At 67.7% G+C, this 26,550-nt stretch carries 24 protein-coding genes; 10 read left to right on the forward strand and 14 right to left on the reverse strand.

Annotated elements, in window-relative coordinates:
- Positions 1-415: 415 nt before the first annotated feature.
- The 4 genes from MRY84_RS08850 to MRY84_RS08865 all read right to left on the reverse strand — a co-directional run bounded on the left by MRY84_RS08850 (position 416) and on the right by MRY84_RS08865 (position 8,012).
- A complete protein-coding gene (locus tag MRY84_RS08850; RefSeq protein ID WP_291505363.1) occupies positions 416-1,738 on the reverse strand; it encodes a DUF445 family protein in 1,323 nt (440 codons plus the stop codon).
- 30 nt (positions 1,739-1,768) lie between these two features.
- Positions 1,769-2,908 (reverse strand): aminotransferase class V-fold PLP-dependent enzyme, encoded by a 1,140-nt coding sequence (locus tag MRY84_RS08855; protein ID WP_291505364.1) that lies wholly within the window; start codon positions 2,906-2,908, stop codon positions 1,769-1,771.
- A 108-nt stretch (positions 2,909-3,016) separates the two neighbouring features.
- A complete protein-coding gene (locus tag MRY84_RS08860; protein WP_291505365.1) occupies positions 3,017-6,316 on the reverse strand; it encodes a carboxyl transferase domain-containing protein in 3,300 nt (1,099 codons plus the stop codon).
- Positions 6,317-6,401: 85 nt separating this feature from the next.
- On the reverse strand, positions 6,402-8,012 hold the full coding sequence (locus MRY84_RS08865) for an AMP-binding protein (protein WP_291505366.1): 1,611 nt from the start codon (positions 8,010-8,012) through the stop codon (positions 6,402-6,404).
- A gap of 280 nt (positions 8,013-8,292) precedes the next feature.
- Between MRY84_RS08865 and MRY84_RS08870 the strand changes: the two genes are divergently transcribed.
- From MRY84_RS08870 to ltaE, 3 genes are all read left to right on the forward strand, one after another.
- Positions 8,293-9,024: a TetR/AcrR family transcriptional regulator gene (locus tag MRY84_RS08870; protein WP_291505367.1), complete on the forward strand. Its 732-nt coding sequence runs from the start codon at positions 8,293-8,295 to the stop codon at positions 9,022-9,024.
- A complete protein-coding gene (locus tag MRY84_RS08875) occupies positions 9,021-10,265 on the forward strand; it encodes a branched-chain amino acid ABC transporter substrate-binding protein (RefSeq protein ID WP_291505368.1) in 1,245 nt (414 codons plus the stop codon). The genes MRY84_RS08870 and MRY84_RS08875 overlap by 4 nt, the downstream gene beginning before the upstream one ends.
- Before the next feature lie 95 nt (positions 10,266-10,360).
- Positions 10,361-11,431, forward strand: coding sequence for a low-specificity L-threonine aldolase (gene ltaE, locus MRY84_RS08880; RefSeq protein ID WP_291505369.1), 1,071 nt, complete (start codon positions 10,361-10,363; stop codon positions 11,429-11,431).
- A gap of 13 nt (positions 11,432-11,444) precedes the next feature.
- Here the strand turns inward: ltaE and MRY84_RS08885 are convergent, their stop codons facing one another.
- Complete coding sequence (locus MRY84_RS08885; RefSeq protein WP_291505370.1) at positions 11,445-12,164, reverse strand: YggS family pyridoxal phosphate-dependent enzyme; 720 nt, start codon at positions 12,162-12,164, stop codon at positions 11,445-11,447.
- 38 nt (positions 12,165-12,202) lie between these two features.
- Between MRY84_RS08885 and MRY84_RS08890 the strand changes: the two genes are divergently transcribed.
- The 4 genes from MRY84_RS08890 (at position 12,203) to MRY84_RS08905 (ending at position 16,252) form a co-directional block, all read left to right on the forward strand.
- Positions 12,203-13,246 carry a type IV pilus twitching motility protein PilT gene (locus MRY84_RS08890; protein WP_142149008.1) on the forward strand — a complete coding sequence of 348 codons (1,044 nt, stop codon included), beginning with the start codon at positions 12,203-12,205 and terminating at the stop codon, positions 13,244-13,246.
- Positions 13,247-13,297: 51 nt separating this feature from the next.
- Entirely contained in the window at positions 13,298-13,933 is a 636-nt protein-coding gene (locus MRY84_RS08895; RefSeq protein ID WP_291505371.1) for a cyclic nucleotide-binding domain-containing protein, read from the forward strand.
- Between the two features lie 125 nt (positions 13,934-14,058).
- On the forward strand, positions 14,059-15,195 hold the full coding sequence (locus tag MRY84_RS08900; RefSeq protein ID WP_291505372.1) for a PilT/PilU family type 4a pilus ATPase: 1,137 nt from the start codon (positions 14,059-14,061) through the stop codon (positions 15,193-15,195).
- 142 nt (positions 15,196-15,337) lie between these two features.
- Entirely contained in the window at positions 15,338-16,252 is a 915-nt protein-coding gene (locus MRY84_RS08905; protein ID WP_291505373.1) for an NAD(P)-dependent oxidoreductase, read from the forward strand.
- A 212-nt stretch (positions 16,253-16,464) separates the two neighbouring features.
- Here MRY84_RS08905 and MRY84_RS08910 read toward each other — a convergent pair whose 3' ends face one another.
- The 3 genes from MRY84_RS08910 to MRY84_RS08920 all read right to left on the reverse strand — a co-directional run bounded on the left by MRY84_RS08910 (position 16,465) and on the right by MRY84_RS08920 (position 18,249).
- On the reverse strand, positions 16,465-17,139 hold the full coding sequence (locus MRY84_RS08910) for a BON domain-containing protein (protein ID WP_291505374.1): 675 nt from the start codon (positions 17,137-17,139) through the stop codon (positions 16,465-16,467).
- Positions 17,136-17,738: an SIS domain-containing protein gene (locus MRY84_RS08915; protein WP_291505375.1), complete on the reverse strand. Its 603-nt coding sequence runs from the start codon at positions 17,736-17,738 to the stop codon at positions 17,136-17,138. Before MRY84_RS08915 ends, MRY84_RS08910 begins: the two co-directional genes overlap by 4 nt.
- Positions 17,739-17,838: 100 nt before the next feature.
- Positions 17,839-18,249: a YraN family protein gene (locus MRY84_RS08920; RefSeq protein ID WP_291505376.1), complete on the reverse strand. Its 411-nt coding sequence runs from the start codon at positions 18,247-18,249 to the stop codon at positions 17,839-17,841.
- On the opposite strand from MRY84_RS08920, the gene rsmI reads away from it, so the two are divergent.
- Complete coding sequence (rsmI, locus tag MRY84_RS08925; protein WP_291505377.1) at positions 18,249-19,202, forward strand: 16S rRNA (cytidine(1402)-2'-O)-methyltransferase; 954 nt, start codon at positions 18,249-18,251, stop codon at positions 19,200-19,202. The genes MRY84_RS08920 and rsmI overlap by 1 nt on opposite strands.
- 125 nt (positions 19,203-19,327) lie before the next feature.
- Here rsmI and MRY84_RS08930 read toward each other — a convergent pair whose 3' ends face one another.
- The 6 genes from MRY84_RS08930 to MRY84_RS08955 all read right to left on the reverse strand — a co-directional run bounded on the left by MRY84_RS08930 (position 19,328) and on the right by MRY84_RS08955 (position 24,985).
- A complete protein-coding gene (locus tag MRY84_RS08930; protein WP_291505378.1) occupies positions 19,328-20,584 on the reverse strand; it encodes an Hsp70 family protein in 1,257 nt (418 codons plus the stop codon).
- A gap of 435 nt (positions 20,585-21,019) precedes the next feature.
- Positions 21,020-21,841: a shikimate dehydrogenase gene (gene aroE, locus MRY84_RS08935; RefSeq protein WP_291505379.1), complete on the reverse strand. Its 822-nt coding sequence runs from the start codon at positions 21,839-21,841 to the stop codon at positions 21,020-21,022.
- Positions 21,838-23,118, reverse strand: coding sequence for a CoA transferase (locus MRY84_RS08940; RefSeq protein WP_291505380.1), 1,281 nt, complete (start codon positions 23,116-23,118; stop codon positions 21,838-21,840). Before MRY84_RS08940 ends, aroE begins: the two co-directional genes overlap by 4 nt.
- Complete coding sequence (locus tag MRY84_RS08945) at positions 23,115-23,594, reverse strand: MaoC family dehydratase (protein ID WP_291505381.1); 480 nt, start codon at positions 23,592-23,594, stop codon at positions 23,115-23,117. The genes MRY84_RS08940 and MRY84_RS08945 overlap by 4 nt, the downstream gene beginning before the upstream one ends.
- Positions 23,595-23,620: 26 nt before the next feature.
- A complete protein-coding gene (locus tag MRY84_RS08950; protein WP_291505382.1) occupies positions 23,621-24,034 on the reverse strand; it encodes a VOC family protein in 414 nt (137 codons plus the stop codon).
- A gap of 21 nt (positions 24,035-24,055) precedes the next feature.
- On the reverse strand, positions 24,056-24,985 hold the full coding sequence (locus MRY84_RS08955; RefSeq protein WP_291505383.1) for a ketopantoate reductase family protein: 930 nt from the start codon (positions 24,983-24,985) through the stop codon (positions 24,056-24,058).
- A gap of 88 nt (positions 24,986-25,073) precedes the next feature.
- Here MRY84_RS08955 and MRY84_RS08960 point away from each other — a divergent pair, with 88 nt between their 5' ends.
- Both MRY84_RS08960 and MRY84_RS08965 read left to right on the forward strand, forming a co-directional pair.
- Positions 25,074-26,030: a LysR family transcriptional regulator gene (locus tag MRY84_RS08960; protein WP_291505384.1), complete on the forward strand. Its 957-nt coding sequence runs from the start codon at positions 25,074-25,076 to the stop codon at positions 26,028-26,030.
- 259 nt (positions 26,031-26,289) lie between these two features.
- Positions 26,290-26,550: helix-turn-helix domain-containing protein (locus tag MRY84_RS08965; RefSeq protein WP_291505385.1), on the forward strand; the 261-nt coding region annotated here is incomplete at its 3' end.

Raw genomic sequence — 26,550 nt, forward strand, 5'->3', positions numbered from 1 at the left:
GCCGAGCGTAGCGATGGCCCGTGTGGCTGTTCGGCTGTCCCGCCCCTGCTGGCTGCGCCTGCGGCGGGGCGGTTTCGGGGTGGCACGGGCGTCGAAGCGCCCGTGCTTCGTCAACTGACTCGCCGCGGTTGTCCGAACGGAGCGCCGCAGGCGCGAAGTGAGTTCTGCGGCGCACCCCGCAACCGCCCCGCCGCAGGTTTGCCCCTTCGCAAAGCGAAGGGGTCGCAGACTGGGGGTCGCCTTCTCTTTGGTGACTTTCTCTTGGCGAGACAAGAGAAAGTTACCGCGCCGCCGGGCGCGCTCCCCGGCTCCCGCACTCACCACAGGCATGCTGCCCATCAGCGAGCTTGCGAGCAGCGCTCAGGCTTCGACAGGCTCAGCCCGAACGGTTGGGGATGCTCTGACTTCCACAGGCTCAACCACCCAACACCACCCGCCCAATCTCCCCCACGTGCGACACCACAAACAACACCAGCCCAATCAGCCCCCCCACCACCGTCCCATTGATCCGGATGTACTGCAAATCCTTGCCAATGTTCAACTCGATCAGCTGGGTCATCTCTTCGGTATCCCACCGCCGCACCGTGTCCTCAATGTGCTGCGCAATGAACGCCGACACATCCGGCGCCAGGCCCTCCGCCCACCGCTCCAGCCGATCATTGAACGACTGCCTGAGCGCCGCATCCCCCGCCAGCGACTCACCGAGCCACAACCCCAGCTTGCCCACCTGCCGCGCCAGCACCGAGTCGGCATCGGCCAGGTCACGCTGCAACGCACCACGCAGGTCCAGCCACAAGGCCTGCACATAGCCGCCCACGGTGGCGTCGGTCTGCAGCCAAAGGCGGATCTCCTCGCCCTTGGCCGCCCATTCCGGGTCGCTGCGCAGGCGCTCGATAAAGCGCTGCACAGCGGTATCAAACTGAGCGCGCAAGGCGTGCTGCGGGTTGGCCGCCACATCGGCCATCAGGCTTTCCAGCGCGCGGGCCAGCAGGGCCGAGCCCTTGTCCCCCAGCCAATCGCTGGGCAATAACTTCTCGGTTCGCGGATGGTCCTTCTTGAGCCAGGCCACGATGGACTGCGCGACCCACGTGCGGGTCTGCTCGTTCTGCAACAGCTCGATGAGCTTGGCCAGCACGTCGTCCAGCAGCGCTTGGTGGCGACCGTTGTGGGTCAGGGTGTCCAGCACCGCCGCCAGCGCGCGCGACAGGTCCACCTGCCCGATCAATGTGCGGGCGGCTTTTTGAATGAAGCGCTCCACCTGCGCGTCCTGCACCATCTCCAGCGCGGCAGATGCCAGTCGCGTGGCCTGGTGCCCCAGCTGCGCGGCGTTGCCGGGTGCGGTGAGCCACTGCGCCAGCCGCTCGGCCGGGTCATGGCGGCGGATCAGCGACACCAGCGAAGGCACATCCAGAAACTTGTCGCGCACGAACGTGGCCAGGTTGCGGCCGATGCGGGCCTGGTTGCGCGCGATGACCGCGGTGTGCGGAATGGGCAGGCCCAGCGGGCGACGGAACAGCGCCACCACGGCAAACCAGTCGGCCAGCGCGCCCACCATGGCGGCCTCGGCCATGGCCTTGATGCAGTTGAGCCCCAGGCCGCGCTCCACGACGCTGGTGACCACAAACACCGCTGTCACCAGCAGCAGCAAGCCCAGCGCCTGCCGTTTGGCACGGCGCAGGGCGATGGCTGCTGCGGTGGATGCGGATGCGGCGCCGTGGCCGCCCGGCTCTGCGTTCATCCCGTCCAGTTGAAGGGGGCCGTGGCCGCCTCAGGCCGCCACGGCGATCTGGTCCAGCGCCTTGGCCAGGTGCCCCACCGTGCGGTCCACGTTGTGCCACTTCTCCAGGCCGAACAGGCCAATGCGGAAGGTCTTGAAATCCGCGCCTTCGTCGCACTGCAGCGGCACGCCGGCGGCGGTCTGCAGGCCCACTTCCAGGAATTTCTTGCCGTTTTGGATGGCCGGGTCGGTGGTGTAGCTCACAACCACGCCCGGCGCCTTCCAGCCCTCGGCCGCCACGCTGGGGAAGCCGCGCGATTCGAGCAGCGCGCGCACCTTGGCGCCCAGCTCCATCTGCTCGGCGCGCACCTTGGCAAAGCCGTAGGCGCGGGTTTCCAGCATCACTTCGCGCAGGCGCACCAGCGCGTCGGTGGGCATCGTCGTGTGGTACGCGTGCTGGCCCTTCTCATAGCCTTCCGCGATCTGCATCCACTTCTTCAGGTCGCACGAGAAGCTGGAGCTTTGGGTGCCGTCGATCGCCTGGCGGGCGCGTTCGCTCAGCATCACCATGGCGCAGCAGGGCGAGCTGCTCCAGCCCTTTTGCGGGGCCGAGATCAAGATGTCCACGCCCGTGGCCTGCATGTCCACCCACATCGCGCCGGAGGCAATGCAGTCCAGCACGAAGAGCGCGCCCACCTCGTGCGCGGCGGCGCTCACGGTGCGGATGTAGTCGTCAGAGAGGATGATGCCGCTGGCCGTCTCGACATGCGGCGCAAACACCACCTTGGGCTTTTCAGCGCGGATGGTGGCGGCCACCTCGTCGGCGGGGCACGGCGCCCAGGGCGCCTGCGGGCCCTCGCCCTGCTTGCGCGCCCTGCACACCACGGCGCCGCCGCCCAGGCCCGTGTCGGCGTCAAAGATCTGGCTCCAGCGGTAGCTGAACCAGCCATTGCGCACGATGAGCACTTTTTCCTTGTTGGCAAACTGGCGCGCCACCGCCTCCATGCCGAAGGTGCCGCTGCCGGGCACCAGCACGGCGGTGTGGGCGCGGTAGACCTCTTTGAGCGTGCCGAGGATGTCCTGCATCACGCCGGTGAAGCGCTTGGACATGTGGTTGAGCGCGCGGTCGGTGTAGACCACCGAGAATTCGAGCAGGCCGTCGGGATCGATATCGGGCAGCAGTCCGGGCATGGGGTCTCCGTGAACAACAGGCAGTCGGCGGGGTCGCCCGCCTGTGCGCCGGATGTTGCGCCTGGGCCGACCCCACGCGGTTGGTAGGGCCGGCCAGCTTAGCACGCCCTACCAGGTGTCCACAGGGTGTGCGGTCAAAGGCGCGATGCGCGACGACGCCAGCCCCCGCGCCAGCCAGCTGCGGGTTTCGGCGGGGTCGATCACCGCGTCGATCTCCAGCGTGGCGGCCATGTGCATGGCCTCGCCGTTGGCATACGACTTGGCCACGAGCTTCTGGACCAGCGCGTCGCGCTCGGGCCCCTGGGGCAGCGCCTCCAGCTCCTTGCGAAAGCCCAGGCGCACCGCGCCTTCCAGCCCCATGGCGCCGAACTCGCCCGTGGGCCAGGCGATGGTGAACACCGGCGCATGGAAGCCCCCGGCCGCCATGCCCATGGCGCCCAGGCCGTAGCCCTTGCGCAAAACCACGCTGAAGAAGGGCACGCGCAGGTGCGCGGCCGTGACGAACAGGCGGCTCACGTGCCGCACCTGGGCCGTGGTCTCCACCTCCGGCCCGACCATGAAGCCGGGCGTGTCCACCAGGCTCACCAAAGGCAGGCCGTGCGCGTTGCACAGCTGCATGAAGCGCGCAGCCTTGTCGGCGGCGGGCGCGTCGATGGCGCCGCCCAGGTGCAGCGGGTTGTTGGCCATCAGACCCACGGGGCGGCCTTCGATGCGGGCCAGCGCGGTGTGGATGCCCGCGCCAAAGCCGGTGCGCAGCATCAGCAGGCTGCCGGTGTCGGCAATGCCTTCCATGGCGCGGCGGGTGTCGTACACGCGCAGGCGGTTTTCGGGCACCACGCTGCGCAGGCCGCGCGGGTCGGCGGCCGACCAGTCCGCGGAGCGGCCCTGGAAGTAGCCCAGGTACTGGCGCGCGGCGCGCACGGCGTCGGCCTCGGTGTTCACCAGCACATCGATCACGCCGCTGGCGTGCTGCACGGTGCTCGGGCCGATCTGCTCGGGGCGGAACACGCCCAGGCCGCCGCCTTCGATCATGGCGGGGCCGCCCATGCCGATGTTGCTGGCGCGCGTGGCAATGATCACGTCGCTGCAGCCCAGCAGCGCGGCGTTGCCCGCAAAGCAGCGGCCGTGCACCACGCCCACCACCGGCACCTGGCCCGAAAGCGCGGCGTAGCTGGCAAACGTCTCCACATGCAGGCCGGCCACCACGGGCACGTCGGTGTCGCCGGGGCGGCCGCCGCCGCCTTCGGCCAACAGCACCACGGGCAGCTGCTGCGCCAGCGCAATGCCGAGCATGCGGTCGGTCTTGGCGTGGTTGCGCGCGCCCTGCGTGCCGGCGAGCACCGTGGCGTCGTAGGCCATGACCACGGTGCGCGCCTTTTCGGGGCCGAACTGCGCGCCGTTGACGCCGCCGATGCCGGTGACCATGCCGTCGGCCGGGGTGTTGGCGATGAGGTCTTCGCGGGTGCGGCGGCGGGTCTGTGCGGCGATGGCGAGCGCACCGTATTCGATGAAGCTGCCTTCGTCGCACAGGTCGGCAATGTTCTCGCGGGCGCTGCGGCCGCCCTGGGCATGGCGCTTGGCCATGGCCTCGGGGCGGGCGGCGTCGAGCGTGAAGGCGTGGCGGTCGATCACGCGCTGCAGGTCGGCGCGGATGTGGCCCAGGTCGTGCGCGGCGGCCTCGGCCTGCGCGGCATCGTCGCCTGCGGCGTCCACGGGCTCCAGCACCACAAGCGGTTGACCGGGCTGCAGGTAGCTGCCGGGCTCAGCCAGCCACTGGCGCACGCGGCCCGCGTGCGGGGCGTTCAGCACATGCTCCATCTTCATGGATTCGAGCACGGCCAGCTCGGCACCGGCAGCCACCACATCGCCCACGGCCACGCTGCACTGCACCAGGCGGGCGGGCATGGGGGCGGTGACGGCACCCTCGGGCAGTGGAGACTGCTGAGCTGCGGGGGAATTTGAATCCAATTCGCATCCAGCGCTTTGTGGATAAGCGCGAGCAGCTATTGTTTTGGAAGCATCGATCAGCGCGGGCAGCACCGACTCCAGCCAGCGCGTGTGCACCTGCTGCTGCGCCATCTCCGGGCGGGCGGCCAGGGCCTGCAGCAGCGCCAGGTTGGTGACCACGCCGTCGATGCGGCATTCGGCCAGCGCGCGCTGGCTGCGGCGCAGCACGTCGGCAAAGTCGCTGCTTTTGCTGTGCACGATGAGCTTGGCCAGCAGCGTGTCGTAATGCGGCGAGGGCGCGGTGCCGGCCACGCCGTGGCTGTCCACGCGCACGCCGGGGCCGGAGGGCATGTCAAAGCGCGCCAGCGTGCCGCTGCCGGGCACGGCCTGGCCTTGCGCGTCCAGCGTCTCGGCGTTGATGCGCCATTGCACGGCATAGCCGCGGGGGCGCGCAGCCTGCGCCGGGTCCAGCCCCAGCGCACGCAGCGGCCGGCCTGCGGCCAGGGCGATCTGGGTCTGCACCAGGTCCACGCCCATCACTTCTTCGGTGATGGTGTGCTCCACCTGCAGGCGCGGGTTGGCCTCGATGAACACCCAGGGCAGATCGGGCGAGTGCAGGTCCACCAGGAACTCGAAGGTGCCCAGGCCCTCGTAGCGCACCTCGCGCGCCATGGCCAGCGCGGCGGCGGTGATCTGCGCGCGCAGGCCCTCGGGCAGGCTGGGACTGGGGGCGATCTCCACCAGTTTCTGGAAGCGCCGCTGCAGCGAGCATTCGCGCTCGCCCAGGGCCAGCACGTCCTGCCCGTCGCCCAGCACCTGGATCTCGATGTGCCGCGCATGCGCCATGAGGCGTTCCACATAGACGCCGTCCACGCCGAAGGCGGCCTGCGCCTCGCTGCGGCAGCGCGCGTAGGCGGCGGCCAGGTCGTCCCCGGCCTGCACGGCGCGCATGCCGCGCCCGCCGCCGCCGCCAATGGCCTTGATGACGATGCCGGCCGTGGCATGCTGCTGCCAGAAGGCCTCAGCCTCGGCCAGCGTGACGGCGTGCTCCGTGCCCGGCATCAGCGGCACGCCGCAACGCTGGGCCAGCGCGCGCGCCTGGGCCTTGTCGCCAAACAGGGCCAGCTGCGCGGGCGTGGGGCCGATGAAGCGCACGCCCGCTTCGGCGCAGGCGGCGGCAAAGTCCGCGCGCTCGCTCAGAAAGCCGTAGCCGGGGTGCAGGGCGTCGCAGCCATGCGCGCGGGCAATGGTCAGCAGCCGCGCGCCGTCCAGGTAGGCGGCCGGGCCGGTGGCGCCCAGAGGCTCGGCGCTGTTGGCGGCGCGTACATGGGGCGCTTGGGCGTCGTCCTCGGCATAGACGGCCAGGCTGGCAATGCCCAGGTCGGCCAGCGCGCGGGCAATGCGCAGCGCCACCTCGCCGCGGTTGGCGATCAGGACTTTGGAAAAGAGGGGCGGGGTCATTGCGATGCTTCTGTTTTGATAGCTGCTGGCGCTTGTTCCTCGGGCGCCAGAGGCCAATTTGGCTCAAAGTTCTGAATCAAGCGGCTCAATCCAGGTCTTTCAAGAGCCGGCGCAGCAACTTGCCCGCGCCCGTGGCGGGCAGCGCGTCGATGAAGCGCACCTCGCGCGGGGCCTTGTAGGGCGCCATGTTGTCGCGGCACCAGGCCACCAGGGCGGCGGCATCCACATCCTGGCCGGGCTTCTTGACGATGAAGGCACGCACCACCTCGCCCTTTTCTGCATCGGGCACACCAATCACGGCGGCCTGGGCCACGGCAGGGTGTTTGATGAGCAGGGTCTCCACCTCTTCGGGGAACACGCTGTAGCCCGAGACCTTGATCATTTCCTTGAAGCGGCCGATGAAGGTGAGGTAGCCGTCCGCGTCGATCTTGCCCATGTCACCAGTGAAGACCCAGCCGTCCCGCAGCGTCTTGGCCGTGGCCTCGGGCTTGTTCCAGTAGCCCTTGAAGTTGCCGGGGCCGTGGATGGTGATCTCGCCCACCTCGCCAGCGGCCAGCGGCGCGCCGGTGTCGGGGTCCACGATGCGGATCTGGTTGCCCGGCACGGGCTTGCCCTGTGTGCCCCAGCGGATGGCGTCCGCCGGCATGGCAGTGTCCACCGTGTGGGTTTCCGAGAGGCCGTACGCCGCCTCGTGCGAAATGCAGTTCGGCGCAAACTGCTGCCACTGCTGGGCCAGCGCCTCGGTGAAGGTGATGCCAAAGCTGGTGACCGGGTTGCGGCGCAGCGCGCTCCAGTCCATCTCGCGTGCGCCGGGCACCTGCATGAGGGCGCCGTTCATGGGCGCGATGCTGTACCACCAGGTCACGCGGTGGCGCTCCAGCGCCTGGGCCACGCCCAGCGGGTCAAAGCGGTACAGCAGCACTGTGGTGGCGCCGGTGTACACGGGCAGGTTCACCCCCATCACCATGCCGGCGATGTGGTACAGCGGGGCCACGGCCAGCAGCACTTCGTGGGGCGTCATGCCGTTGCAGTCGGCCGAGGCGGCGGTCTTGAAGCTGGCGTTGCCGTAGCTCAGCATGGCGCCCTTGGGCAGGCCGGTGGTGCCCGAGGTGTAGGTCATCAGCGCCACGTCATCCATGCCGATCGCTACCGGATCGGGCCGCGCGCCGGTGCGCGTGGCGGCCAGGAAGTCTTCGCAGCCCGCCGAGGCCGGGGCCATGGCCGCGCGCATGGCCAGCAGCTCGGCGGGGATGTCGATGCTGGGTGCGCCCTCGGGCAGCAGCTCGGCATAGCGCACCACGAACACGTGCGCGAGCGCCGTCCTGGCGCGCACCTTGTCCACCACGGACAGCAGCACGTCGGCCGCCACGATCACGCGGGCCTGCAGGTCGGTGAGCTGGTATTCCAGCTCGTGTTCCTTGTTCAGCGGCCCACAGGGGCAGACGATGGCGCCGATCTTCTGGATGCCGTAGTGCGCCATCACGTACTGCGGGCAGTTGTTCATGAACAGGGCCACGGGCTCGCCCTTTTGCACGCCCAGCGCCTGCAGACGGGCCGCAAACGCATCGCTGGCGGCGTCCAGCTCGGCCCAGGTGATGGCGTGGCCGTACCAGAGGTAGGCCGTGCGGTCGGGGATGGTGAGCGCGTGGCGGCGCAGGTGTTCGTGCAGCGGCAGCTGCGGGGCGGCAGAAGGCATGGCGTTGTCTCCGTGGTGTTCTGTGTGGTGTTGCACGCTTGCCGGCACTTAAAACCGCGTCTTTTCGGCCAGGGCGGCGTTGCAAATCCTCGCGATACCTCCGGGTATCGCTGCGGCTTGCGCCTGGCCCTGACCAAAAATCCATCGGTTTTCAACGTGCCGGCAAGCGCGCAACACCACACCAATCGCCGGTTCTCGGTGCCGCATCAGGGTTTGCCATAGGCGCGGCGGCCGGCCAGCGTCTTGCCAATGTATACCTGCCGGTAGAAAAATGCTACCCATGGGTATAACCAAAGCGACACCGGCATCACCGCCCCTGGCCACCGAGCCCCCGCCCGTGAAGGCGCGCGGCCGGCAGAAAGCCTGGACGGCCAGCACGGACGAAAAGCGCGAGCGAATCCTGCAGGCGGCGGAGGCGCTGTTCGACACCCAGGGCTATGCCAACACGACCATGGAGCAGATCGTCCAGCAGCTGGGCGTGACCAAGCCCTACGTCTACTACTACTTCCACAACAAACAGGAGATCTACGAGACCCTGTGCTGGCGCCCGGCCGTGGCCTGCTTCACGGCCATGGACTTCGCGGAGGACGACACGCGCCCCGCCCATGTGAAGGTGGCAGAAGGCATCGAGCGGCTGATCCGCGCGACCATCGAGCACCACCCGGCGGCGTTCTTCCCCTACCGCGAGCCGCAGGTCTTCCGCCCCGAATACCTGGCCATGCAGAAGAAGCTGGCCAACCATTTCTACGACCGCATGTGCGCGCTGATGGAAGAGGCCCGGGCGGACGGCATGCTGGACTTCAAGGAGACCCGGCTCACGGCCCTGGCGGCCTGCAGCCTGCCGGGCTTTCTGTACCACTGGTACCGGCCGGACGGGCGCCTGTCGCCGGCCGAGGTGGTGCGTGAACTTTCCCAACTGGCCTGGCGCGTGCTGGGCTTGCGCACGGCGCGCCGGCGGCCTGCGCGTGCATCCGCCGACGAAAAACCACCACCACCGGAGACATCTTCATGAAAGCCTTGCTCTTCACGCCACTGGCCGCCGCAGCCTTGCTCTGCGCCGGCGCCGCCGCAGCCCAGGAGACCTTCAAGATCGCGTACATCGATCCCCTGTCAGGACCATTCGCCAACGTGGGCGAGCTGATGCTCACGCACACGCAGTACGCGGTGGAGGACATCAACGCCAAGGGTGGCGTGCTCAAGGGCGTGAAGCTGCAGCTGCTGCAGTTCGACAGCAAGCTGTCGGCGCAGGAGAGCCAGAGCGCGCTGCAGGCGGCCATCGACCAGGGGGCCAAGGCCATCGTGACGGGCGGCTCGGGCTCGTCGGTGGTCACGGCGCTGGTGCAGGCGGCGGCGCGCCATAACCAGCGCAACCCGGGCAAGGAGGTGATCGTGCTGAACCACTCCTCCATCGATCCCGAACTGACGGGCAAGGCCTGCAATTTCTGGCATTTCCAGTTCGAGGCCAACACGGCCATGAAGATGAAGGCCCTGGCCAACTACATCAAGAAGCAACCCGACATCAAGAAGGTGTACCTGCTGAACCAGGACTACGCGCACGGCAAGCAGTGGGCGCACTACGGCCGCGAGATGGTGGGCCTGGCGCGACCCGACATCCAGTTTGTGGGCGAGGCGCTGCACCCCATCGGCCGCGTGAAGGACTTTGCGCCCTACCTCGCCAAGGTCAAGAGCAGCGAGGCCGACTCGGTCATCACCGGCAACTGGGGGCAGGACATGACGCTCTTGCTCAAGGCCGCGGGCGATGCGGGCTACAACCTGCGCTACTTCAACCACAGCGCGGGCTCGGTGCCCGGCACGGTGCTGGCAGTGTCGCAGGCCAAGATCGGCCAGCTGACCTGGGTGGCCGAGTGGCATCCAGGCCAGGCCGACACACCCAAGGTCGATGCGCTGGCCAAAGCCTACAAGGCCAAGACGGGCAAGGATTTCCTGGCTCCGCGCATCGACATGACGCCGCGCTTCCTGGCGGCCGCCATTGGCAAGGCCCAGTCCACCGAACCCGCCAAGGTCGCCCGCGCGCTGGAAGACCTGACGGTGGACACCGTGGTCGGCCCGCTGCGCATGCGCGGCGAGGACCACCAGCTGCTGCTGCCCCAGGTGGTCAACACCATTGCCCCGGTGGACGGCAAGGCGGTGAAGACGGGCTGGGAAGGCACGAACTACGGCTTTCGCACCGATGCACTCTACACGGGCAACGAACTGGCGCAAGGCACGGACTGCAAGATGGCGCGGCCCTGACCCCGGCGCGCCAGTGGGCGTGGAGCCCCTACGCAGGCACCTGTCGCCATCCGCCGCTACCATGGCCGGCTTTTGACTTAGCGCCAGGACCGCCCATGCCCGACTTTCGCAGCGACACCGTCACCCAGCCCACGCCCGCCATGCGCGAGGCCATGTTCAAAGCCCCGCTGGGCGACGATGTGTTTGCCGACGACCCCTCGGTGAACGCGCTGCAGGAGCATGCGGCCCAGTTGCTGGGTTTTGAGGCCGCGCTGTTCGCGCCCTCGGGCACGCAGACCAACCTGATCGCGCTGTGGGGCCACTGCCAGCGCGGCGACGAGGCCATCGTGGGCCAGAGCTGGCACACCTACCGCTGGGAGGCCGGCGGCATGGCCGTGCTGGGCTCCATCCAACCACAGCCTGTGGAGACCCAGCCCGACGGCACGCTGCGTCTGGCCGACATCGCAGCCGCCATCAAGCCCGACGACCCGCACTTCGCGCGCACCCGGCTTGTGGTGCTGGAGAACACCACGGGCGGCCAGGTGCTGCCGCCTGCCTATGTGGTCGAAGTGGCCCAGCTGGCGCGCAGCCGAAGCCTGGCCCTGCACCTGGACGGCGCGCGCCTGTTCAATGCGGCCACGGCCAACGCCGCGCGCCACGGCACGGATGTGTACGACGAGGCGCGCACGCTGTGCAGCCATTTCGATTCGGTCTCGCTGTGCCTGAGCAAGGGGCTGGGCGCGCCCGTGGGCTCGCTGGTGCTGGGCACGCGCGACTTCATCCGCCAGGCGCGGCGCACCCGCAAGATCCTGGGCGGCGGCATGCGCCAGGCGGGGGTGCTGGCGGCGGCGGGGCTGTACGCGCTGGAGCACCATGTGCGCCGCCTGGCCGACGACCACGCGAACTTGGCCCGGCTGGCCCAGGGCCTGAGCGATTTCAACCAGAGCCATCCGGTGCTGCAGGGCAAGATCACCGTGCAGCCCTGGCAGACCAACATCCTTTTCACCGACCTGCATGCGGACGTGGCACCCGCCTTCACTGCGTGGCTGGCGCAGAACAACGTGCGCGTGACGAGCAGCCTGTACGGCGGCAACACGCGCCTGCGCTGGGTGACGCACCTGGATGTGAGCTCGGCGGACGTGGATGCCGCGCTGGATTGCGTGAGCCGGTTCCAGCTACCGGCTTGATAAGTCCGAGGCGTCAGGCGGCGGGATAGCTCCGGCCGCCAAAAATGCCAGTGCCCACGCGCACCATGGTGCCGCCCGCCCGGATGGCCGCTTCCAGGTCGGCCGTCATGCCCAGCGAGAGCGTGTCAAACGCCTCCAGTCCCGGCTCCCGCAGGGCGGCAATCTCGTCAAAAAGCCGTCTCGCGCGGGTGTGGACTGCCAGTTGCGCTTCAAATTGAGGCGCATGGTCCGGAATGGCCATGAGCCCGCGCAAGGCGAGCCGTGGCAGTTTCGCGACATCGCGCGCCAGCGCCAGCGCATCGGCCGGCGCGACGCCCGACTTGGTGGGGCCGCCGTCGATGTTGACCTGAATGCACACCTGCAACGACGGCAGGTTCGCAGGCCGCTGGGCCGACAGACGCTCGGCGATCTTCAGGCGGTCCACGGTGTGCACCCAGTCGAAGTGCTCGGCCACCGGGCGCGTCTTGTTGCTCTGGAGGGGACCGATGCAGTGCCACTGCAGCACCACGCCCGGTAGCGCCGCCCGCACCGCCGCGATCTTGTCCACGCCCTCTTGCACGTAGTTCTCGCCAAAATCACGCTGCCCGGCGGCCACCGCCTGCAGCACCGCATCGGCACCAAACGTCTTGGAGACAGCCAGCAGGCGCACGCCCGCGGGGTCGCGCCCTGCGGCCGCACAGGCCCGCGCGATGGCGGCCAGAACCTGTTGGAGGTTGTTAGCAATCGTGGTCATAATGTTTGGTCAAGCGTACCAAACGATAGAGGGATTCCGTGGACATCACCCAACTGCTCGCGTTCAGCGTCAAGAACAAGGCTTCCGACTTGCACCTTTCCGCAGGCCTGCCGCCCATGATCCGGGTCCACGGCGATGTCCGCCGCATCAACGTCGATGCGCTGGACCACAAGACGGTGCATGCCATGGTGTACGACATCATGAGCGACTCGCAGCGCAAGACGTACGAAGAATTCCTCGAAGTCGACTTCTCGTTCGAGATCGAAGGCCTGGCCCGCTTCCGCGTCAACGCCTTCAACCAGAACCGCGGTGCGGCTGCCGTGTTCCGGACCATTCCTTCCAAGATCCTCACGCTGGAGCAGCTCAACGCCCCCAAGATCTTTGGCGACCTGGCCCTGAAGCCTCGCGGCCTGGTGCTGGTGACCGGCCCTACGGGCTCGGGCAAGTCCACCACGCTGGCCGCCATGGTCAACTACCTCAACGAAACCGAATACGGCCACATCCTCACCGTGGAAGACCCGATCGAGTTCGTGCACGAATCCAAGAAATGCCTGATCAACCAGCGTGAAGTCGGCCCGATGACGCTGTCGTTCGCCGCGGCGCTGAAGTCTGCACTGCGCGAAGACCCGGACGCGATCCTGGTGGGTGAAATGCGCGACCTCGAAACCATCCGCCTGGCCATGACGGCGGCGGAAACGGGCCACTTGGTGTTCGGCACGCTGCACACCTCCAGCGCCGCCAAGACCATCGACCGGATCATCGACGTGTTCCCCGCCGAAGAAAAGGAAATGGTGCGCGCGATGTTGTCCGAATCGCTGCAGGCCGTGATCTCGCAGACGCTGTGCAAGACCAAGGACGGCTCGGGCCGCGTGGCCGCTCACGAGATCATGCTAGGCACCAGCGCCATCCGCAACCTGATCCGCGAAGCCAAGGTGGCGCAGATGTATTCGACCATCCAGACCAGCAACAGCGTGGGCATGCAGACGCTGGACCAGAACCTCACCGACCTCGTTCGGCGCAACATCATCAGCCCGGCCGAAGCGCGCAGCAAGGCCAAGATCCCAGAGAACTTCCCCGGCTGATCCCGCCATCCCTACCCCTTGCGGCCATGGCCGCGCACCGGAGCACTGTGTATGAAAGGCATCTTGGGCCTTCTGAAAATGAAAAACCGCGGCGGCAAGTCGTCCGAGGACCAGACGGATTCCGTGCTGTTCTCGACCGCCTTCGCCGGCCAGGGCGTGGACGATTCCATGCTCGTGCCCTGGGAAGCACGGGCCGTCGAAGTGGGCGCCAAGCGCCTGCCCACCAGCCGTGGCGGCAAACTGTTGCAGGGCCTGTGGGCCAAAGACAAGTACATGGCCCACCTGGACAAGGACGCTGTGGAACGCATGGAGCGATTCTTTGAATTTGCCGCCGTGCCCTCCAACCGCGATGTGATCCGCCAGGACGAGTACGGCAACTTCATGGTGGTGCTGCTCACGGGCACCATCGCCGTGGACCGCGTGCAGCCCTGGGGCGAGCAACTGCGCCTGGCCGAGACGCGCCCGGGAGACATCCTGGGCGAGATGTCGCTGCTCGATAGCGGCATCCGGTTTTCGGCCTGCACCACGCTCACCGATTGCGAGATTGCCGTGCTCTCCGCCGAGGCGCTGGACGACATGATGTCCAAGGACCCGCAACTGGCGGCCAGCCTGGTCGCTCTCCTGGCGCGCAAGCTGTCGCTGCGCCTGCGGGTGGTGAGCGCGCGCCTGAGCGATCACCAGAAGTAAGTAAGTCAGTAAGCAAGACGACGCCACAAGACGCAAGACGTGCCGCTCATGCGCATGCCGATGCCCATACACACCACTGAGCCACGCAAACAGCTGGCAGGCAAAAACCCTGGGGAGAAAATCTGATGGAACGCGATCAGGCCAGTAAATTCATCAATGACCTGCTCAAGTTGATGGTCAGCCGCAATGGCAGCGACTTGTTCATCACCGCCGACTTTCCACCGGCGATCAAGGTCGACGGCAAGGTGACCAAGGTCTCCCCCCAGCCGCTCACGCCCAGCCATACGCTAACGCTGGCACGCTCCATCATGAGCGACAAGCAGGTGGCCGACTTCGAGCGCACCAAGGAGTGCAACTTCGCCATCTCGCCCGCGGGCATTGGGCGCTTCCGCGTCAACGCCTTCATCCAGCAAGGGCATGTGGGCATGGTGATGCGGACCATTCCGCTCACGCTGCCCACCATCGACGGGCTGGGCGTGCCCCAGGTGCTCAAGGAAGTCACGATGACCAAGCGCGGGCTGTGCATCCTGGTGGGTGCCACAGGCTCGGGCAAGTCGACCACGCTGGCCGCCATGGTGGACTGGCGCAATGAAAACTCGTTCGGCCACATCATCACGGTGGAAGACCCCATCGAATTCGTGCACCCGCACAAGAACTGCGTGGTCACGCAGCGCGAAGTCGGGCTCGATACCGACAGCTGGGAAGCGGCCCTCAAGAACACGCTGCGCCAGGCGCCCGACGTGATCCTGATGGGCGAAATCCGCGACCGCGAAACCATGGAACACGCCGTGGCCTTTGCCGAAACCGGCCACCTGTGCCTAGCCACGCTGCACGCCAACAGCGCCAACCAGGCGCTGGACCGGATCATCAACTTCTTCCCCGAAGAACGCCGCGCGCAGTTGCTGATGGACCTGTCGCTGAACCTGCGCGCCATGGTGTCCCAGCGCCTGATCCCCAAGCAGGACGGCAAGGGCCGCGCCGCCGCCGTGGAAATCATGCTCAACACGCCGCTGATCTCCGACCTGATCTTCAAGGGCGAAGTCTCCGAGATCAAGGAGATCATGAAAAAGAGCCGCAACCTGGGCATGCAGACCTTCGACCAGGCACTGTTCGATGCGTACGAGGCCAACGTGATCAGCTACGAGGACGCCCTGCGCAATGCCGACTCGCTCAACGACCTGCGCCTGCAGATCAAGCTCAACAGCCAGCGGGCGAAGTCGCCCGATCTTGCGTCGGGCACCGAGCATTTCGCTATCGTTTGAAAACCCCCTGAGTCGCCTGCGGCGCCTTCCCCTCAGGGGGACGACGCCGGTGGCCTGGCGAAGCCAGTTCCACGGCGTCTGCTGGTCTGGTTCGCGCCCGGTGGGGCGTTTTGTTTTTTCATCCACCATTCTTTTCTCTGCCATGCCAAGCACCAATCCTCGCAACTACGACGCAACCCCCTCCCGCAAGGTCGCCTTTCTGGGCCTGGGGGTGATGGGCTATCCGATGGCTGGGCACCTCGCGCTGGCGGGGCATGAGGTCACGGTGTACAACCGGACTGCTACCAAATCCATAGCCTGGTGCGCAGAGTACGCAAGCGCCAAGGCGCCAAAACATGCTGCAACGCCGCGCGAGGCCGCTGCCGGGGCGGACATCGTGTTCTGCTGCGTGGGCAATGACGATGACCTGCGCTCCGTGACGCTGGGCGCGGACGGCGCCTTCGCCGGAATGAAGCCGGGTGCGATTTTTGTGGACCACACCACGGCCTCGGCCGAGGTGGCGCGCGAGCTGCATGCCGCGGCCAAGGCCCTGGGCCTGCAGTTCGTGGATGCGCCCGTCTCGGGCGGCCAGGCCGGGGCGCAAAACGGCCTGCTCACGGTGATGTGCGGCGGCGACGCCGAGGCGTTCAACGCCGCCCAGCCGGTGGCCATGGCGTTCTCGCGTGCTTTCACGCTGCTGGGCCCGAGTGGGTCCGGTCAGCTGGCCAAGATGGTCAACCAGATCTGCATCGCGGGCCTGGTGCAAGCGCTATCGGAAGCCATCGCCTTTGGTCAGAACGCGGGCCTGGACATGAAGCAGGTGCTGGACGTGATCGGCAAGGGTGCTGCCCAGAGCTGGCAGATGGACAACCGTGGCAAGACCATGGTGGACGGCAAGTTCGACTTTGGGTTTGCCGTGGACTGGATGCGCAAGGACCTGGGGCTGGTGCTCGACGAGGCCAAGCGCAACGGCTCGCGCGTGCCGGTAACGGCGCTGGTGGACCAGTTTTACGCCGACGTGCAGAAGATGGGCGGCAACCGCTGGGATACCTCGTCGCTCATCCAGCGGCTGAAATAAAACACCCCCCCAGGGCGCTTTGCGCCCGTCCCCGGCGCACGAAATTGCAGCGCTGCATTCGCGGCTTGGCGGCCCTTGCGCAGGGACCGTGGCCGCGCCGGTTTTACTCAGGGTCTGCGGCGCAAAGTCGCTAAAAATCCCGGGCCGCGTGGCGCGAGCCGGGATTTCTTGATCCACAGGTTGTTCGGGCTGCCGAGCCTGCTGAAAAGGTCTCAGCCCCCAGAGGGCTTGGTGTCGTCGGTGGTGACGGGTGCGGGTTGCGGAGCGATGCGGCGCAGTTCTTCTTCCGAGACGATCTCGAACACACGCACCACCTTGCTCACGCCGCTCACCCCGCGCGCAATCTCGGTGGCCCGGTTGGCTTCGCGCTGCGACACACGGCCCATCAGGTAGACAACGTTGCGCTCGGTCACCACCTTGAAGGAATTGGCCGAGATGTCCTGCGCGTCCACCAGGCTGGCCCGCACCTTGCCGGTGATGAAGGTGTCGTTGGAACGCTGGCTCAGGGTGCTGGAGAAGGTGGTGACGGTCAGGTCGTTCACCACCGAGCGGACGTTCTCCACCTGCGACACCAGTTGCTCGACAGCCTGGCGCTCCTGCGCGTTAGGGACTTCGCCGGTGAGCAGCGCCTGGCGGTTGTAGCTCGTCACATTCACGTGCACGCGGTCGCCAAACGTCTCGCGGATGCGGTTGGCGGCGCGCAGTTCGATGCCTTCGTCTTCGATCTGAGTGCCCGCCGTGCGGCGGTCCACAGCCATCACACCACCCACCACAGCGCCCCCGACGATCAGCGGCGCGCAGGCCGACAGGCCCGCAGCGAGGGCGGCGGCAGCCAGCACGGTGCAGACGGCGCGCTGGGTACGGTTCAGGGCGGTTGGTTGCTTCATAGCGGAATCTCCTGTTCACCAAGTAACTGGGCGTCCACCCCATCGCTCAGGCAATGCAGCACCAGGGCGTGGACTTCTCGAACGCGTGCCGAACGGTCGTGTGGCACGCTGATCAACACATCGGTTTCGCGCAGCAGCGCAGCCAGCTTGCCGCCCGTGCGGCCGGTCAGCACCACCACGGTCATGTCGCGCTCGTGGGCGGCTTCGGCGGCGGCCAGAAGGTTGGCGTCGTTGCCGGTGACGGACAGGACCAGCAGCACATCGCCCGCCTGGCCCAGCGCCCGCACCTGGCGGGCAAACTGCTGGGCGGCGTCGTGGCCGCCAGCCGCGGCGGCGGTCAGCAAGGTGCTGTCGGAGGTGAGGGCCAGGGCCGCCAGTTCGGGCCGCTCGCGTTCAAAACCGGCCACGCAGAACGCGGCAAACTGCTGCGCCTCGGCGGCCGAGGGGCCGTTGCCACAGGCCAGCACCTTGCCGCCACTGGTCACGCAGGCCAGCACGGCCTGCACGGCGGCGGCGATGGGGTGGCTCAGAACCTGCGCGGCCTGGTACTTCAGGTCGGCGCTGTCGATGAAATGCTGTTGGATGCGTTGCTCAAGCATGAGGGCCCGATGATACCCGCCGCGTGTTACAGCTTTTGTAGCAAACGGTAGTCACCGGCATTGCGCTGGAGCCCCCAACGGACCTGCTGAACGGATGCGCCTACTGGGCATCAAAGGCTGCCTTCAGCCATTGCACCGAGGCCTCGACCAGCACCACGTCAAAGCGGCACGGCGGTGGCGAGGCCAGGCGCAGCAGGTAGTGCCGGGCCGCGAAAATGATGCGCTGCTGCTTGATGGCACCAATGCTGGCCCCCGCGCCGCCGAACGCCGCGCCCGAGCGGCTGCGCACCTCGACAAAGACCACCGTGCCGTCCCGCTCGCGCATCACCAGATCGATCTCGCCGCCCCCGCGCCCCGGCGTCCGATAATTGCGGGCCAGCAAGTGCAGGCCCGCGGCTTCCAGGTGGGCCAGGGCCGCGTCCTCCGCGGCGTTTCCGCGCTCGCGGGTGGTGACGGTGGCGGCAGCCGGCGCCAAAGCCCCCGCCGGTTTTCTCTTTCCAAGGAATTTCATTGAGCGCATCTTTCGCTTCAGCCCAGGGCGCCGCGCGCGAAGCGGCGGCGGCCCAGCATTATCCCGAGGGCGCCTTGTATGTTGTGGCCACGCCCATCGGCAACCTGGCCGACATCACCCTGCGCGCGCTGCACGTGCTGCAGATGGCGGACACCATTGCCTGCGAAGACACGCGCCACACGCAATCCCTGCTGCGCGCCTATGGCATCGACAAGGGCGCTGCACAACTGCTGGCCGTGCACCAGCACAACGAGGCCGAAGCCGCGCAGGCCGTGGTACAGCGCCTGCAGCAAGGGCAGCGCGTGGTGTATGTGAGCGACGCCGGCACCCCTGGCGTGAGCGACCCCGGCGCCCGGCTGGTGGCGGCAGTGCATGCGGCCGGCCTGCGCGCCGTGCCCCTGCCCGGCGCCAGCAGCATCACCACCGCCTTGAGCGTGGCAGGCGCCGTGGCCCACGGCCCGGAGCATGGCGGATTTGTGTTTGCAGGCTTTCTTCCCGTCAAGAACGCGGAACGCACGGCAGTGATCGCCCAGCAACTGGCCCACGAGCCGCGCTGCGTGGTGCTGCTCGAAGCCCCCCACCGCATCCACGAACTCGCCCAGGCGCTGGCCGTGCTGGGCGACCGCCCGGTCACCCTGGCGCGGGAGCTGACCAAACAGTTTGAGGAAGTGACCACGCGGCCCGCCCGCGAGCTGGCAGCGTGGCTGGAGGGCGCACCCCAGCGCGCGCGCGGCGAGTTCGTGGTGCTGCTACACCCGGTGGCCGTGGCTGGAGACGACGGCGCCAGCCTGCGCGTGCTGCGCCTGCTGGTGCAGGAGCTGCCACTGAAAACCGCCGTGCGCCTGGCGGCCGAGATCACGGGCGCATCGCGCAACGTGCTGTACGACACGGCGCTGGCGTGGAAGCGCAGCGGTGCGCAAGACGAGGACGAAGCGGGCGAAACCGGGGACTGAGGCACGTCGGATTCCGGTCAAACTGGCACCTAGCGCTGAATTAGCACGCGCGAGTAGCTATATTTTTTATAGCAACCCAATCCACCTGTGCAATTCCCCATCGGCCTTGGCGCCGTGGGCCCTTCTCAACCGGACACCGCCAACCCGGCCGCCACCCCACCGAACAGATCGCCTTCCACCTGCGGGGTGTCGGGGAACGCCACCTGGAGCGCCTGACGCAGCGGCCGCAGCGCCGACGAGCCCCCGGTGAGATAGATCGCGTCGAGCCCCTCCCCGCTCAGGCCGGCCAGCTGCACGCATTCGTGCGCGCACGCCACGACCTGCGCGAGCGGTTGCGCCAGAAACTGCGCCAGCCCGGCCGGCGTGACGGCGGCACCCAGGCCGGGCTCGATCCAGTCGAGCGGCATGGGCGCGTCGGCGTCGGCCAGCGACGCGGCGATCTTGGCCTGCTCCACGGTGTTGGCCATGCGGTGCCCCAGGCGCTCGTGCAGCACCCGCATGAGCCGTGCGTGGAGCTGGACGTTGGAATAGTCCGTGCGCAGGTTCTGGGCATCGCGCAATGCGCGCGGCGAATACAGCCACTGGATCAGGTGCCAGGTGGACAGCTCGAAGAACACCCGGCTGGGCACCTCGCGCCCCGTAGGCCCGGTGTGCCGAAAACCCAGCAGCGGCATCAGCAGGTCCAGGCTCAGGCGCCGGTCAAAGTCGGTGCCGCCCACGTGCACGCCGGTGGTGGCCAGCACGTCACTGCTGCGGTCCTCGCGCCCGCGGCGCTCGGGGGCGAGCCGCACGATGGTGAAATCCGACGTGCCGCCGCCGATGTCCACCACCAGCACCACCGACTCGTGCGTGATGCGCTGCTCGTAGTCCAGCGCGGCGGCGATGGGCTCCAGCTGGAACGACACTTCGGCAAATCCGGCATCCAGCGCCGCCTGGCGCAGCGCTTGCTCCGCCTGCTGGTCACGATCGGCATCCCCGTCCACGAAGTGCACCGGGCGCCCCATCACCACCCTGCCCGGCATGCCGCCCAGCCCGTCGCATGCCTTTTGCGCCAGCATGCGCAGGAAGAGGCTGATGATGTCCTGGTAACTCACCAGCTGGTTGTGCACCGCCGTCTTGTCCTGCAGCAGCGCACTGCCCAGCAGGCTTTTGAGCGAGCGCATCAGACGCCCTTCGGTCCCCTCCAGGTATTGCGCCACCGCATCGCGCCCGAAGTGGGTCGTGTGGTCCTGCGCGTTGAAGAACAGCGCCGTCGGCAGCGTAGGTGCCGCCCCCTCGAGAGGCACCATGCGCGCCGGCCCGCCAGCCACGCGCACTGCCATGGCCGAGTTGGACGTGCCGAAGTCGATGCCCAGGGTGGCGTGCTGCAAGGTGGCGGTCATGGTGGGGACGAGCAAACGAAGAATGAATGAGTGCAGGAAGGGAAAAGGCAGGAGCACCACCCGCGCGCAGACCGCGGCAGGGGCGCTGGCGTCGGCCCTTGCGGGGCGCAGCGCCGCCGCGGTATCACGGCGGGCAGCGATGAAGGCCGCGCAGCCCCGCCACGCGGCGGGGGCGGCATTCTCTCATGCGGCGCCACGGCGGCCATGGTCGTGGCGTTGGCAGCGGCGTCGGATTTCAAGAACCGGCCGGGGCCCGCGTCTGGGCGCAAGGCGCATGGGCGCATGGGCGCTGGGGGCGTGCGGATTGCGGGCTAACGCAGCGGCACGTTCTGGCTGCTTTCCTAGCGGGCCGGGCCATCGGGCCGCGGCCGGATCGCGGCGGTGCAAGCCCAGCCCGTGCCACGATCACGGGCGCCCGCACTGCGCGCAGGGGCGCTACCGCAACGCCACGGTGAGCTGGCCAATGACCGCCGCGGTCTCAGGCCGCACACCCCGCCACCAATCGAAGGCCTCGGCGGCCTGCTCCACGAGCATGCCCACGCCATCGGCCAGGCGCTGTACGCCGTTCTGCTGGGCCAGACGCAGGAACGGCGTCTGGCCCTTGCCGTAGGCCAGTTCATAGGCCAACGCCCCGGGCGCAAAGACCGTGGCCGGCACAGGGGGCAGCTCGCCGCGCAGGCTGGCCGACGTGGCGTTGAACACCAGGTCGAAGCGCTGGCCGTCCAGATCGGCGTAGCCACAGCCGCGCACCGGTCCGTGCGTCCGCACCTCGTCGGCCAGCGCAGCGGCCTTCTCCGGCGCGCGGTTGGCAACGACTAATTCGGCCGGTCCCTGCTCCAGGAAGGGCAGCAATGCCCCCCGCGCCGCGCCGCCCGCGCCCAGCAGGAGCACGCGCCGACCGCGCAGGCCGATGCCCAGGTTGCGCACCACATCGCGTGTGAGGCCCACGCCATCGAAGTTCTCCGCCAGCACGCGCTCACCATCGAACTTCAGCGCGTTGGCGGCGCCCGCAAGGCGGGCCCTGGGCGAGCGGTCGGTCGCGAAGGCGAATGCATCCAGCTTGAACGGCGCCGTCACGTTCATGCCGCGCCCACCGGCCGCGCGGAAGGCCTCCACATCGTCGGCGAACCGGCCGGGGCGGCCCTCGATGGCCGCGTAGACGAGGTCCTGCCCCGTGGCCTCGGCAAACAGGCGGTGGATCAGCGGCGACTTGGTGTGGCCGATGGGGTTGCCGATGACGGCGTACTGGTCGCTCATGGCGTCCCTCCTTTCGTGTAGAGAACCCCGTCGGCCTGCATGGCGGCAATCTCCTCGGCGGAAAAGCCCAGCGCCGCGGCAATCTGCGTGTTGTGCTGCCCCAGCTCGGGCGCCACCTCGCGGATGGTCGTGTCGCAGCCGGAGAACCTGAATGGCAGGTTCGGCAGCCGGATCTTGCCGAGCACCGGGTGGTCTTGCTCCACCACCATGCCGCGCGCCTGGATCTGCGGGTCGGCCAGCACCTCGTCGATGCGTTGCACCTTGGCAGCGGGCACGTCGATGCCGTCCAGCAGGGCCAGCACGTCGGCCACGCGGCGTGCGGCCACCCAAGGCCGGACCACGGCCAGGATCTCGAGGCGGTGGGCATTGCGGCCCGTGAGCTGGTGGAAGCGGGCGTCGGCGCCCAAGCCGGCCGGGCCGCCGTGGGCCTCCACGAGCGCGGCAAATCGCCGCCACGCATCGTCCACCTGCGCAGCGATGACGAGGTCGCCATCGGCCGCGCGGAAAACGCCGTACAGCGTGGACGCGGGCATGTCGTGGCCGGTCTGCTCCGGCAGCACCTGGCCGCCCGACAAGGTGTAGCACTGCACCGCGTACTCGTGCATGGACACCAGCGTGTCGTACAGCGCCATGTCGATGTGCTGGCCCTGGCCCGTGCGGGTGCGGCCCAGCAAGGCCGCATTGATGGCCGCCACCGCGTGGATGCCGGTGTACATGTCGCCGAGCGAGATCCGCAAGAGTGGTGGCGGCTCGCTTGGCGTGCCCACCATCTGCATGATGCCGCTCTTGGCCTCCGCGATGAGGCCGAAGCCGGCGCGGTGCGCGTCGGGCCCGGTGTGGCCGTAGGCGGAGATGGAGCAGTACACCAGGCCGGGGTTGCGCTGGCTCAGCTCCGCATAGCCCAGGCCCAGCTTGTCGAGCGCGCCAGGGCGGTAGTTCTCGATGAACACATCGGCGCCATCCACCAGCCTCTGTATCAGCGCCTTGCCGCGCGGGTCCTTCGTGTTGACGGACAGGCCCTGCTTGCCCATGTTGAGCTGCAGGAAGTAGCCCGAGTAGGCGTCGTCCTCGCCCACAAACCACGCATGCTGGCGGCCAGCGTCGCCGGTGCCGGGCCGCTCCACCTTGATGACCTCGGCGCCCAGTGCTGCCAGGCAGCGGCCCACGTAGGGGCCTGCCAGGAAGTGCGAGTAGTCGATGACGCGGATGCCGGCCAGTGGCCGCGGCTGCGATGGCGGCTGCGCCGGAAATTGCGCGTCGCTTGCGGGCGGGTTCATGCGGGCCTCCGCGGAATCATGAGGCGGTGCTCGCCCTTTTGAACAACCTGGCCGTGCTGGTTGATGAGCTCCGACGGCAGGATCACGATGCCCCAGCCCGGCCGGCTCTTCGACGCCCGCAGGCCGGTGACCTTGAAGCGAACATGCAGACGGTCGTTGATCTGGATGGGCAGCAGGAAGTCCCAGGTCCAGCCCAGCGACATGCCCGGCAGGAAGCGGTACTCGCTGCGCGTCTTCAGGCCGTCGGCAATGGACAGCCCGAACAGCCCATGCGCCACGCGCGTGCCAAATGGCGTGGTCTTGGCGTATGCCTCGTCGATGTGCACCGGGGTGTAGTCGCCGGTCAGCTCGGCATAGGCGTTGATGCGCGCCTCGGTCACCTCGTACTCCGGGCTGGTGCAGGTGTCGCCTTCGCGGGCGTCATCCCAGTACTTCTCTGGTGTCTCGAAATGCTGCTGGGGCGGGGTCAGCTTCATGGCTTGTTGTCTCCGAAGGAATGGCGTCAGCCGCGGGGCCGCACGGCCAGCGCCTGGGCCACGCTGCCCGGCGCGGCCTGGATCAGTTCGACGGCCAGGCCGTCGGGCAACTGCAGCCAGTTGCGGCCCTGCGGCAGCGGCTTGACGTCCCAGGGCCCGGCGGCGGCCAGGGCAGCTTCGAGGTCATCCACCATCACGCCCAGGTGGGCCAGCCAGCCGGCGTCGTTGCTGGGCGGTGCATCGAAGCCGGGCGTGGCCATCAGCTGCAGGCCGCCCAGTGTCCAGTACTGGCGGGGGTCGTCGGTGGGGCCGTCGATCTCGCGCACGTCCATGCCGAGCACCTCGTGGAAGAAGCGGATGTGCCAGTGGATGTCGCGCACGCGAATGGCGACGTGCTCGACATAGGCGGTCGTGGTGGGCGTTGTGATGTTCGTGTCCATGGCTCTCCTCGGCAGGGGTCCTCAGTGGGAAAGGCGCGCGCGTTCGATGCCCTTGATGCAGGCGACGAGCGTGGCATTGACGGGCGTGGGCACGCCGCAGCGCCGGCCCCAGCGGACCACGGCGCCGTTGATGAAGTCGATCTCGGTGACGGAGCCCTTCTCCAGGCTCTGCAGCATCGATGTCTTGAAGTCACCGGGCAGACCGGCTGCCGCCTTGGCCCAGGCGGCCTTCGGGTCTGCCAGGGATACCTGCACGCCGCTCGCGCGGGCCACCTCCATCGCCTCCTGCACCGCCGCCAGGGCGGTCGCCTCGATCTCGGGAATGCCGTAGAGCGGCCCATAAGTCAGGCCTGTGATGCCGCTCACGGCGCCCGTGGCGACGTTGATGAAGAGCTTGTCCCACATCGTTCCCACGATGTGAGGGCTGACCGTGGTGCGCAGGCCTGCCGCGTTAAAGGTGTCGGCAATGCGCCGGATGCGCGGGCTGTCCGTGCCGTCCAGTTCGCCAATCAGCGTTTCCTTGCCCTCGCTACCACTGATGATGTGGCCAGGCGCCAGCATCACGCTACCGACGTAGGTCTTGCCTGCGATGACGCGATCCCGACCGACCGCTTCCGCCAGGATGTCCTCGTGGCCTAAGCCGTTCTGCAGCGACAGGACTACCGTGTCCCGCCCGATCAGCGGCGCGGCGGCACGGATGGCCTGCTGGGTATGAAAAGACTTGACGAGCACGATGACCAGCTCTGCCGGTCCAAGCGTGCTGCAGTCGGTTTCTGCGCGTACCACGACGCGGCATTCACCCGCCGCGTGGCGTATGCGCAGCCCGCGCGCCCGGATCGCCTCGACATGGGCCGCGTTGCGGTTGATGAGCACCACATCGTTGCCGCCTTGGGCTAGTGCACCGCCCATGGCGCAGCCCAGTGCACCGGCCCCAAGAATTGCGATCTTCAATGGCATCTCCTCTGAAGAAGCCAGATTCTTGGCCCTGTGTCCCATAACGTAAATCGCATGGGCAAAATACTTGGCATTTCAGATTCACATGGGGAAGCGCATGTCCGAAGTTCCATTGCTGGACGGCAGGCAACTGCAGCTGATTGACTTGCTGCACCGCACCGCCAGCGTGACGCGCACCGCCGAAAAGCTGGGGCAGACCCAGCCCACCGTGAGCCTCTGGCTCGCACGGCTACGCGAGCAGCTCGGTGATCCGCTTTTTGTACGCACGGCGCAAGGCATGCTGCCCACACCGCGGGCGCAGGAGCTGATTGGTACCGTCCGGACGGTGCTGGCAGGTTTGCAATCCATCGCCGAGCCACCCGCGGCCTTCGATGCTGCGACCATGCAGCGCAGCTTCCGCATCTTCATGACGGACGCCAGCCACATCACGCTGCTGCCGCAACTCTTCTCCCATGTGCGCGGGCTGGCCCCCGGCGTGACGCTGGAGGCGGCGGCCATCCATGCAGGCATGGCTGCCGAACTTGAAGCGGGCACCGCGGACCTCGCCCTTGGCTTCATCCCGGAGCTGGAAGCCGGCTTCTACCAGCAAACCTTCTACGATCAGGACTGGGTCTGCCTGGCCCATACCGACCATCCGAGAATCCGCCCAAAATCCTTCGGCCTGAAGGAGTACAGCCGGGAAGCGCATGTGGGCGTCGTCCACGGCACCGGCGTACGGTTGCTGGAAAGCGCGGTCAAACGGCTGGAGATCGAGCGGCACGTTGTGCTCAACATCCCTGGCTTTCTGGGCCTGCCGGCCATCCTCTCCACCACGGACCTGATCGCCACACTGCCACGGCATATCGGCGAAACACTGGCCAGGATCGGAGGCCTGCGCGTGCTGCGCTGCCCGGTCCCCGTCCCGGGTTTCTCGGTGCGACAACACTGGCATGCACGCTTCCACCAGGATCCTGGCAACCGCTGGCTTCGCGGGATCTGCGCAGAACTCTTCGTGCGGCGCCGGCACGTGGAGCTGCATGGGCGCAAAGCGCGGGATGCCTGAGTGCCCGAAAGCTCGCAGCCCGTTACTCGTGCTCTCAAAGCACGGGCGACGCTCACCGGCGCGAATGGGAAGACGCACCGCGCTTTCTCGGCCCTTGGAGGACTTGAGGGACGACGAAACCCGGGGGAAGCAAAAGCCCGGTCCCGGGCGCTCGCAAAAATATCGGCAATCTCCGATTTTTGTAATTAATACACCAAAACCATTATCTTGTTAAAACTGCCTTTGGCATATATATTGGCATCTTCCGATAGAGATGAGCATGGACTTTCCCATCCACCTGACCAGCCAACTCCGTGAGCACCTGCGGGCTCTCAGGAAAGCGCGCGGCCTGACCCAAGCCGCTCTCGGGGGGCTGCTCGGCGTGGGACAGGCCCGCATCGCCGAGATCGAAAGCAATCCGGGCGCCGTGAGCGTCGACCAGTTGATGAGAGTGATCTCGGCATTGCGCGCATCCCTGGTGTTGAGGGATGACGTGCTCGAAGTGAGCGCGAACCGACCGGATGCGGGCGTCTCGCCCCGC

Origin of the sequence: Acidovorax sp. (assembly GCF_022763525.1) — a bacterium.
Classification (GTDB): domain Bacteria; phylum Pseudomonadota; class Gammaproteobacteria; order Burkholderiales; family Burkholderiaceae_C; genus Acidovorax.

Excerpts from the sequence above, each read along its gene's own strand:
- MRY84_RS08865 (WP_291505366.1), bottom strand. The coding sequence starts at position 8,012 with ATGCCTTCTGCCGCCCCGCAGCTGCCGCTGCACGAACACCTGCGCCGC.
- MRY84_RS08850 (WP_291505363.1), bottom strand. The coding sequence starts at position 1,738 with ATGAACGCAGAGCCGGGCGGCCACGGCGCCGCATCCGCATCCACCGCA.
- MRY84_RS08860 (WP_291505365.1), bottom strand. The coding sequence starts at position 6,316 with ATGACCCCGCCCCTCTTTTCCAAAGTCCTGATCGCCAACCGCGGCGAG.
- MRY84_RS08960 (WP_291505384.1), top strand. The coding sequence starts at position 25,074 with ATGGGGAAGCGCATGTCCGAAGTTCCATTGCTGGACGGCAGGCAACTG.
- MRY84_RS08915 (WP_291505375.1), bottom strand. The coding sequence starts at position 17,738 with ATGCTTGAGCAACGCATCCAACAGCATTTCATCGACAGCGCCGACCTG.
- MRY84_RS08870 (WP_291505367.1), top strand. The coding sequence starts at position 8,293 with ATGGGTATAACCAAAGCGACACCGGCATCACCGCCCCTGGCCACCGAG.
- MRY84_RS08945 (WP_291505381.1), bottom strand. The coding sequence starts at position 23,594 with ATGAAGCTGACCCCGCCCCAGCAGCATTTCGAGACACCAGAGAAGTAC.
- MRY84_RS08885 (WP_291505370.1), bottom strand. The coding sequence starts at position 12,164 with ATGACCACGATTGCTAACAACCTCCAACAGGTTCTGGCCGCCATCGCG.
- MRY84_RS08920 (WP_291505376.1), bottom strand. The coding sequence starts at position 18,249 with ATGAAATTCCTTGGAAAGAGAAAACCGGCGGGGGCTTTGGCGCCGGCT.
- MRY84_RS08930 (WP_291505378.1), bottom strand. The coding sequence starts at position 20,584 with ATGACCGCCACCTTGCAGCACGCCACCCTGGGCATCGACTTCGGCACG.
- MRY84_RS08950 (WP_291505382.1), bottom strand. The coding sequence starts at position 24,034 with ATGGACACGAACATCACAACGCCCACCACGACCGCCTATGTCGAGCAC.
- MRY84_RS08905 (WP_291505373.1), top strand. The coding sequence starts at position 15,338 with ATGCCAAGCACCAATCCTCGCAACTACGACGCAACCCCCTCCCGCAAG.
- MRY84_RS08875 (WP_291505368.1), top strand. The coding sequence starts at position 9,021 with ATGAAAGCCTTGCTCTTCACGCCACTGGCCGCCGCAGCCTTGCTCTGC.
- MRY84_RS08895 (WP_291505371.1), top strand. The coding sequence starts at position 13,298 with ATGAAAGGCATCTTGGGCCTTCTGAAAATGAAAAACCGCGGCGGCAAG.
- ltaE (WP_291505369.1), top strand. The coding sequence starts at position 10,361 with ATGCCCGACTTTCGCAGCGACACCGTCACCCAGCCCACGCCCGCCATG.
- MRY84_RS08900 (WP_291505372.1), top strand. The coding sequence starts at position 14,059 with ATGGAACGCGATCAGGCCAGTAAATTCATCAATGACCTGCTCAAGTTG.
- MRY84_RS08910 (WP_291505374.1), bottom strand. The coding sequence starts at position 17,139 with ATGAAGCAACCAACCGCCCTGAACCGTACCCAGCGCGCCGTCTGCACC.
- MRY84_RS08940 (WP_291505380.1), bottom strand. The coding sequence starts at position 23,118 with ATGAACCCGCCCGCAAGCGACGCGCAATTTCCGGCGCAGCCGCCATCG.
- aroE (WP_291505379.1), bottom strand. The coding sequence starts at position 21,841 with ATGAGCGACCAGTACGCCGTCATCGGCAACCCCATCGGCCACACCAAG.
- MRY84_RS08855 (WP_291505364.1), bottom strand. The coding sequence starts at position 2,908 with ATGCCCGGACTGCTGCCCGATATCGATCCCGACGGCCTGCTCGAATTC.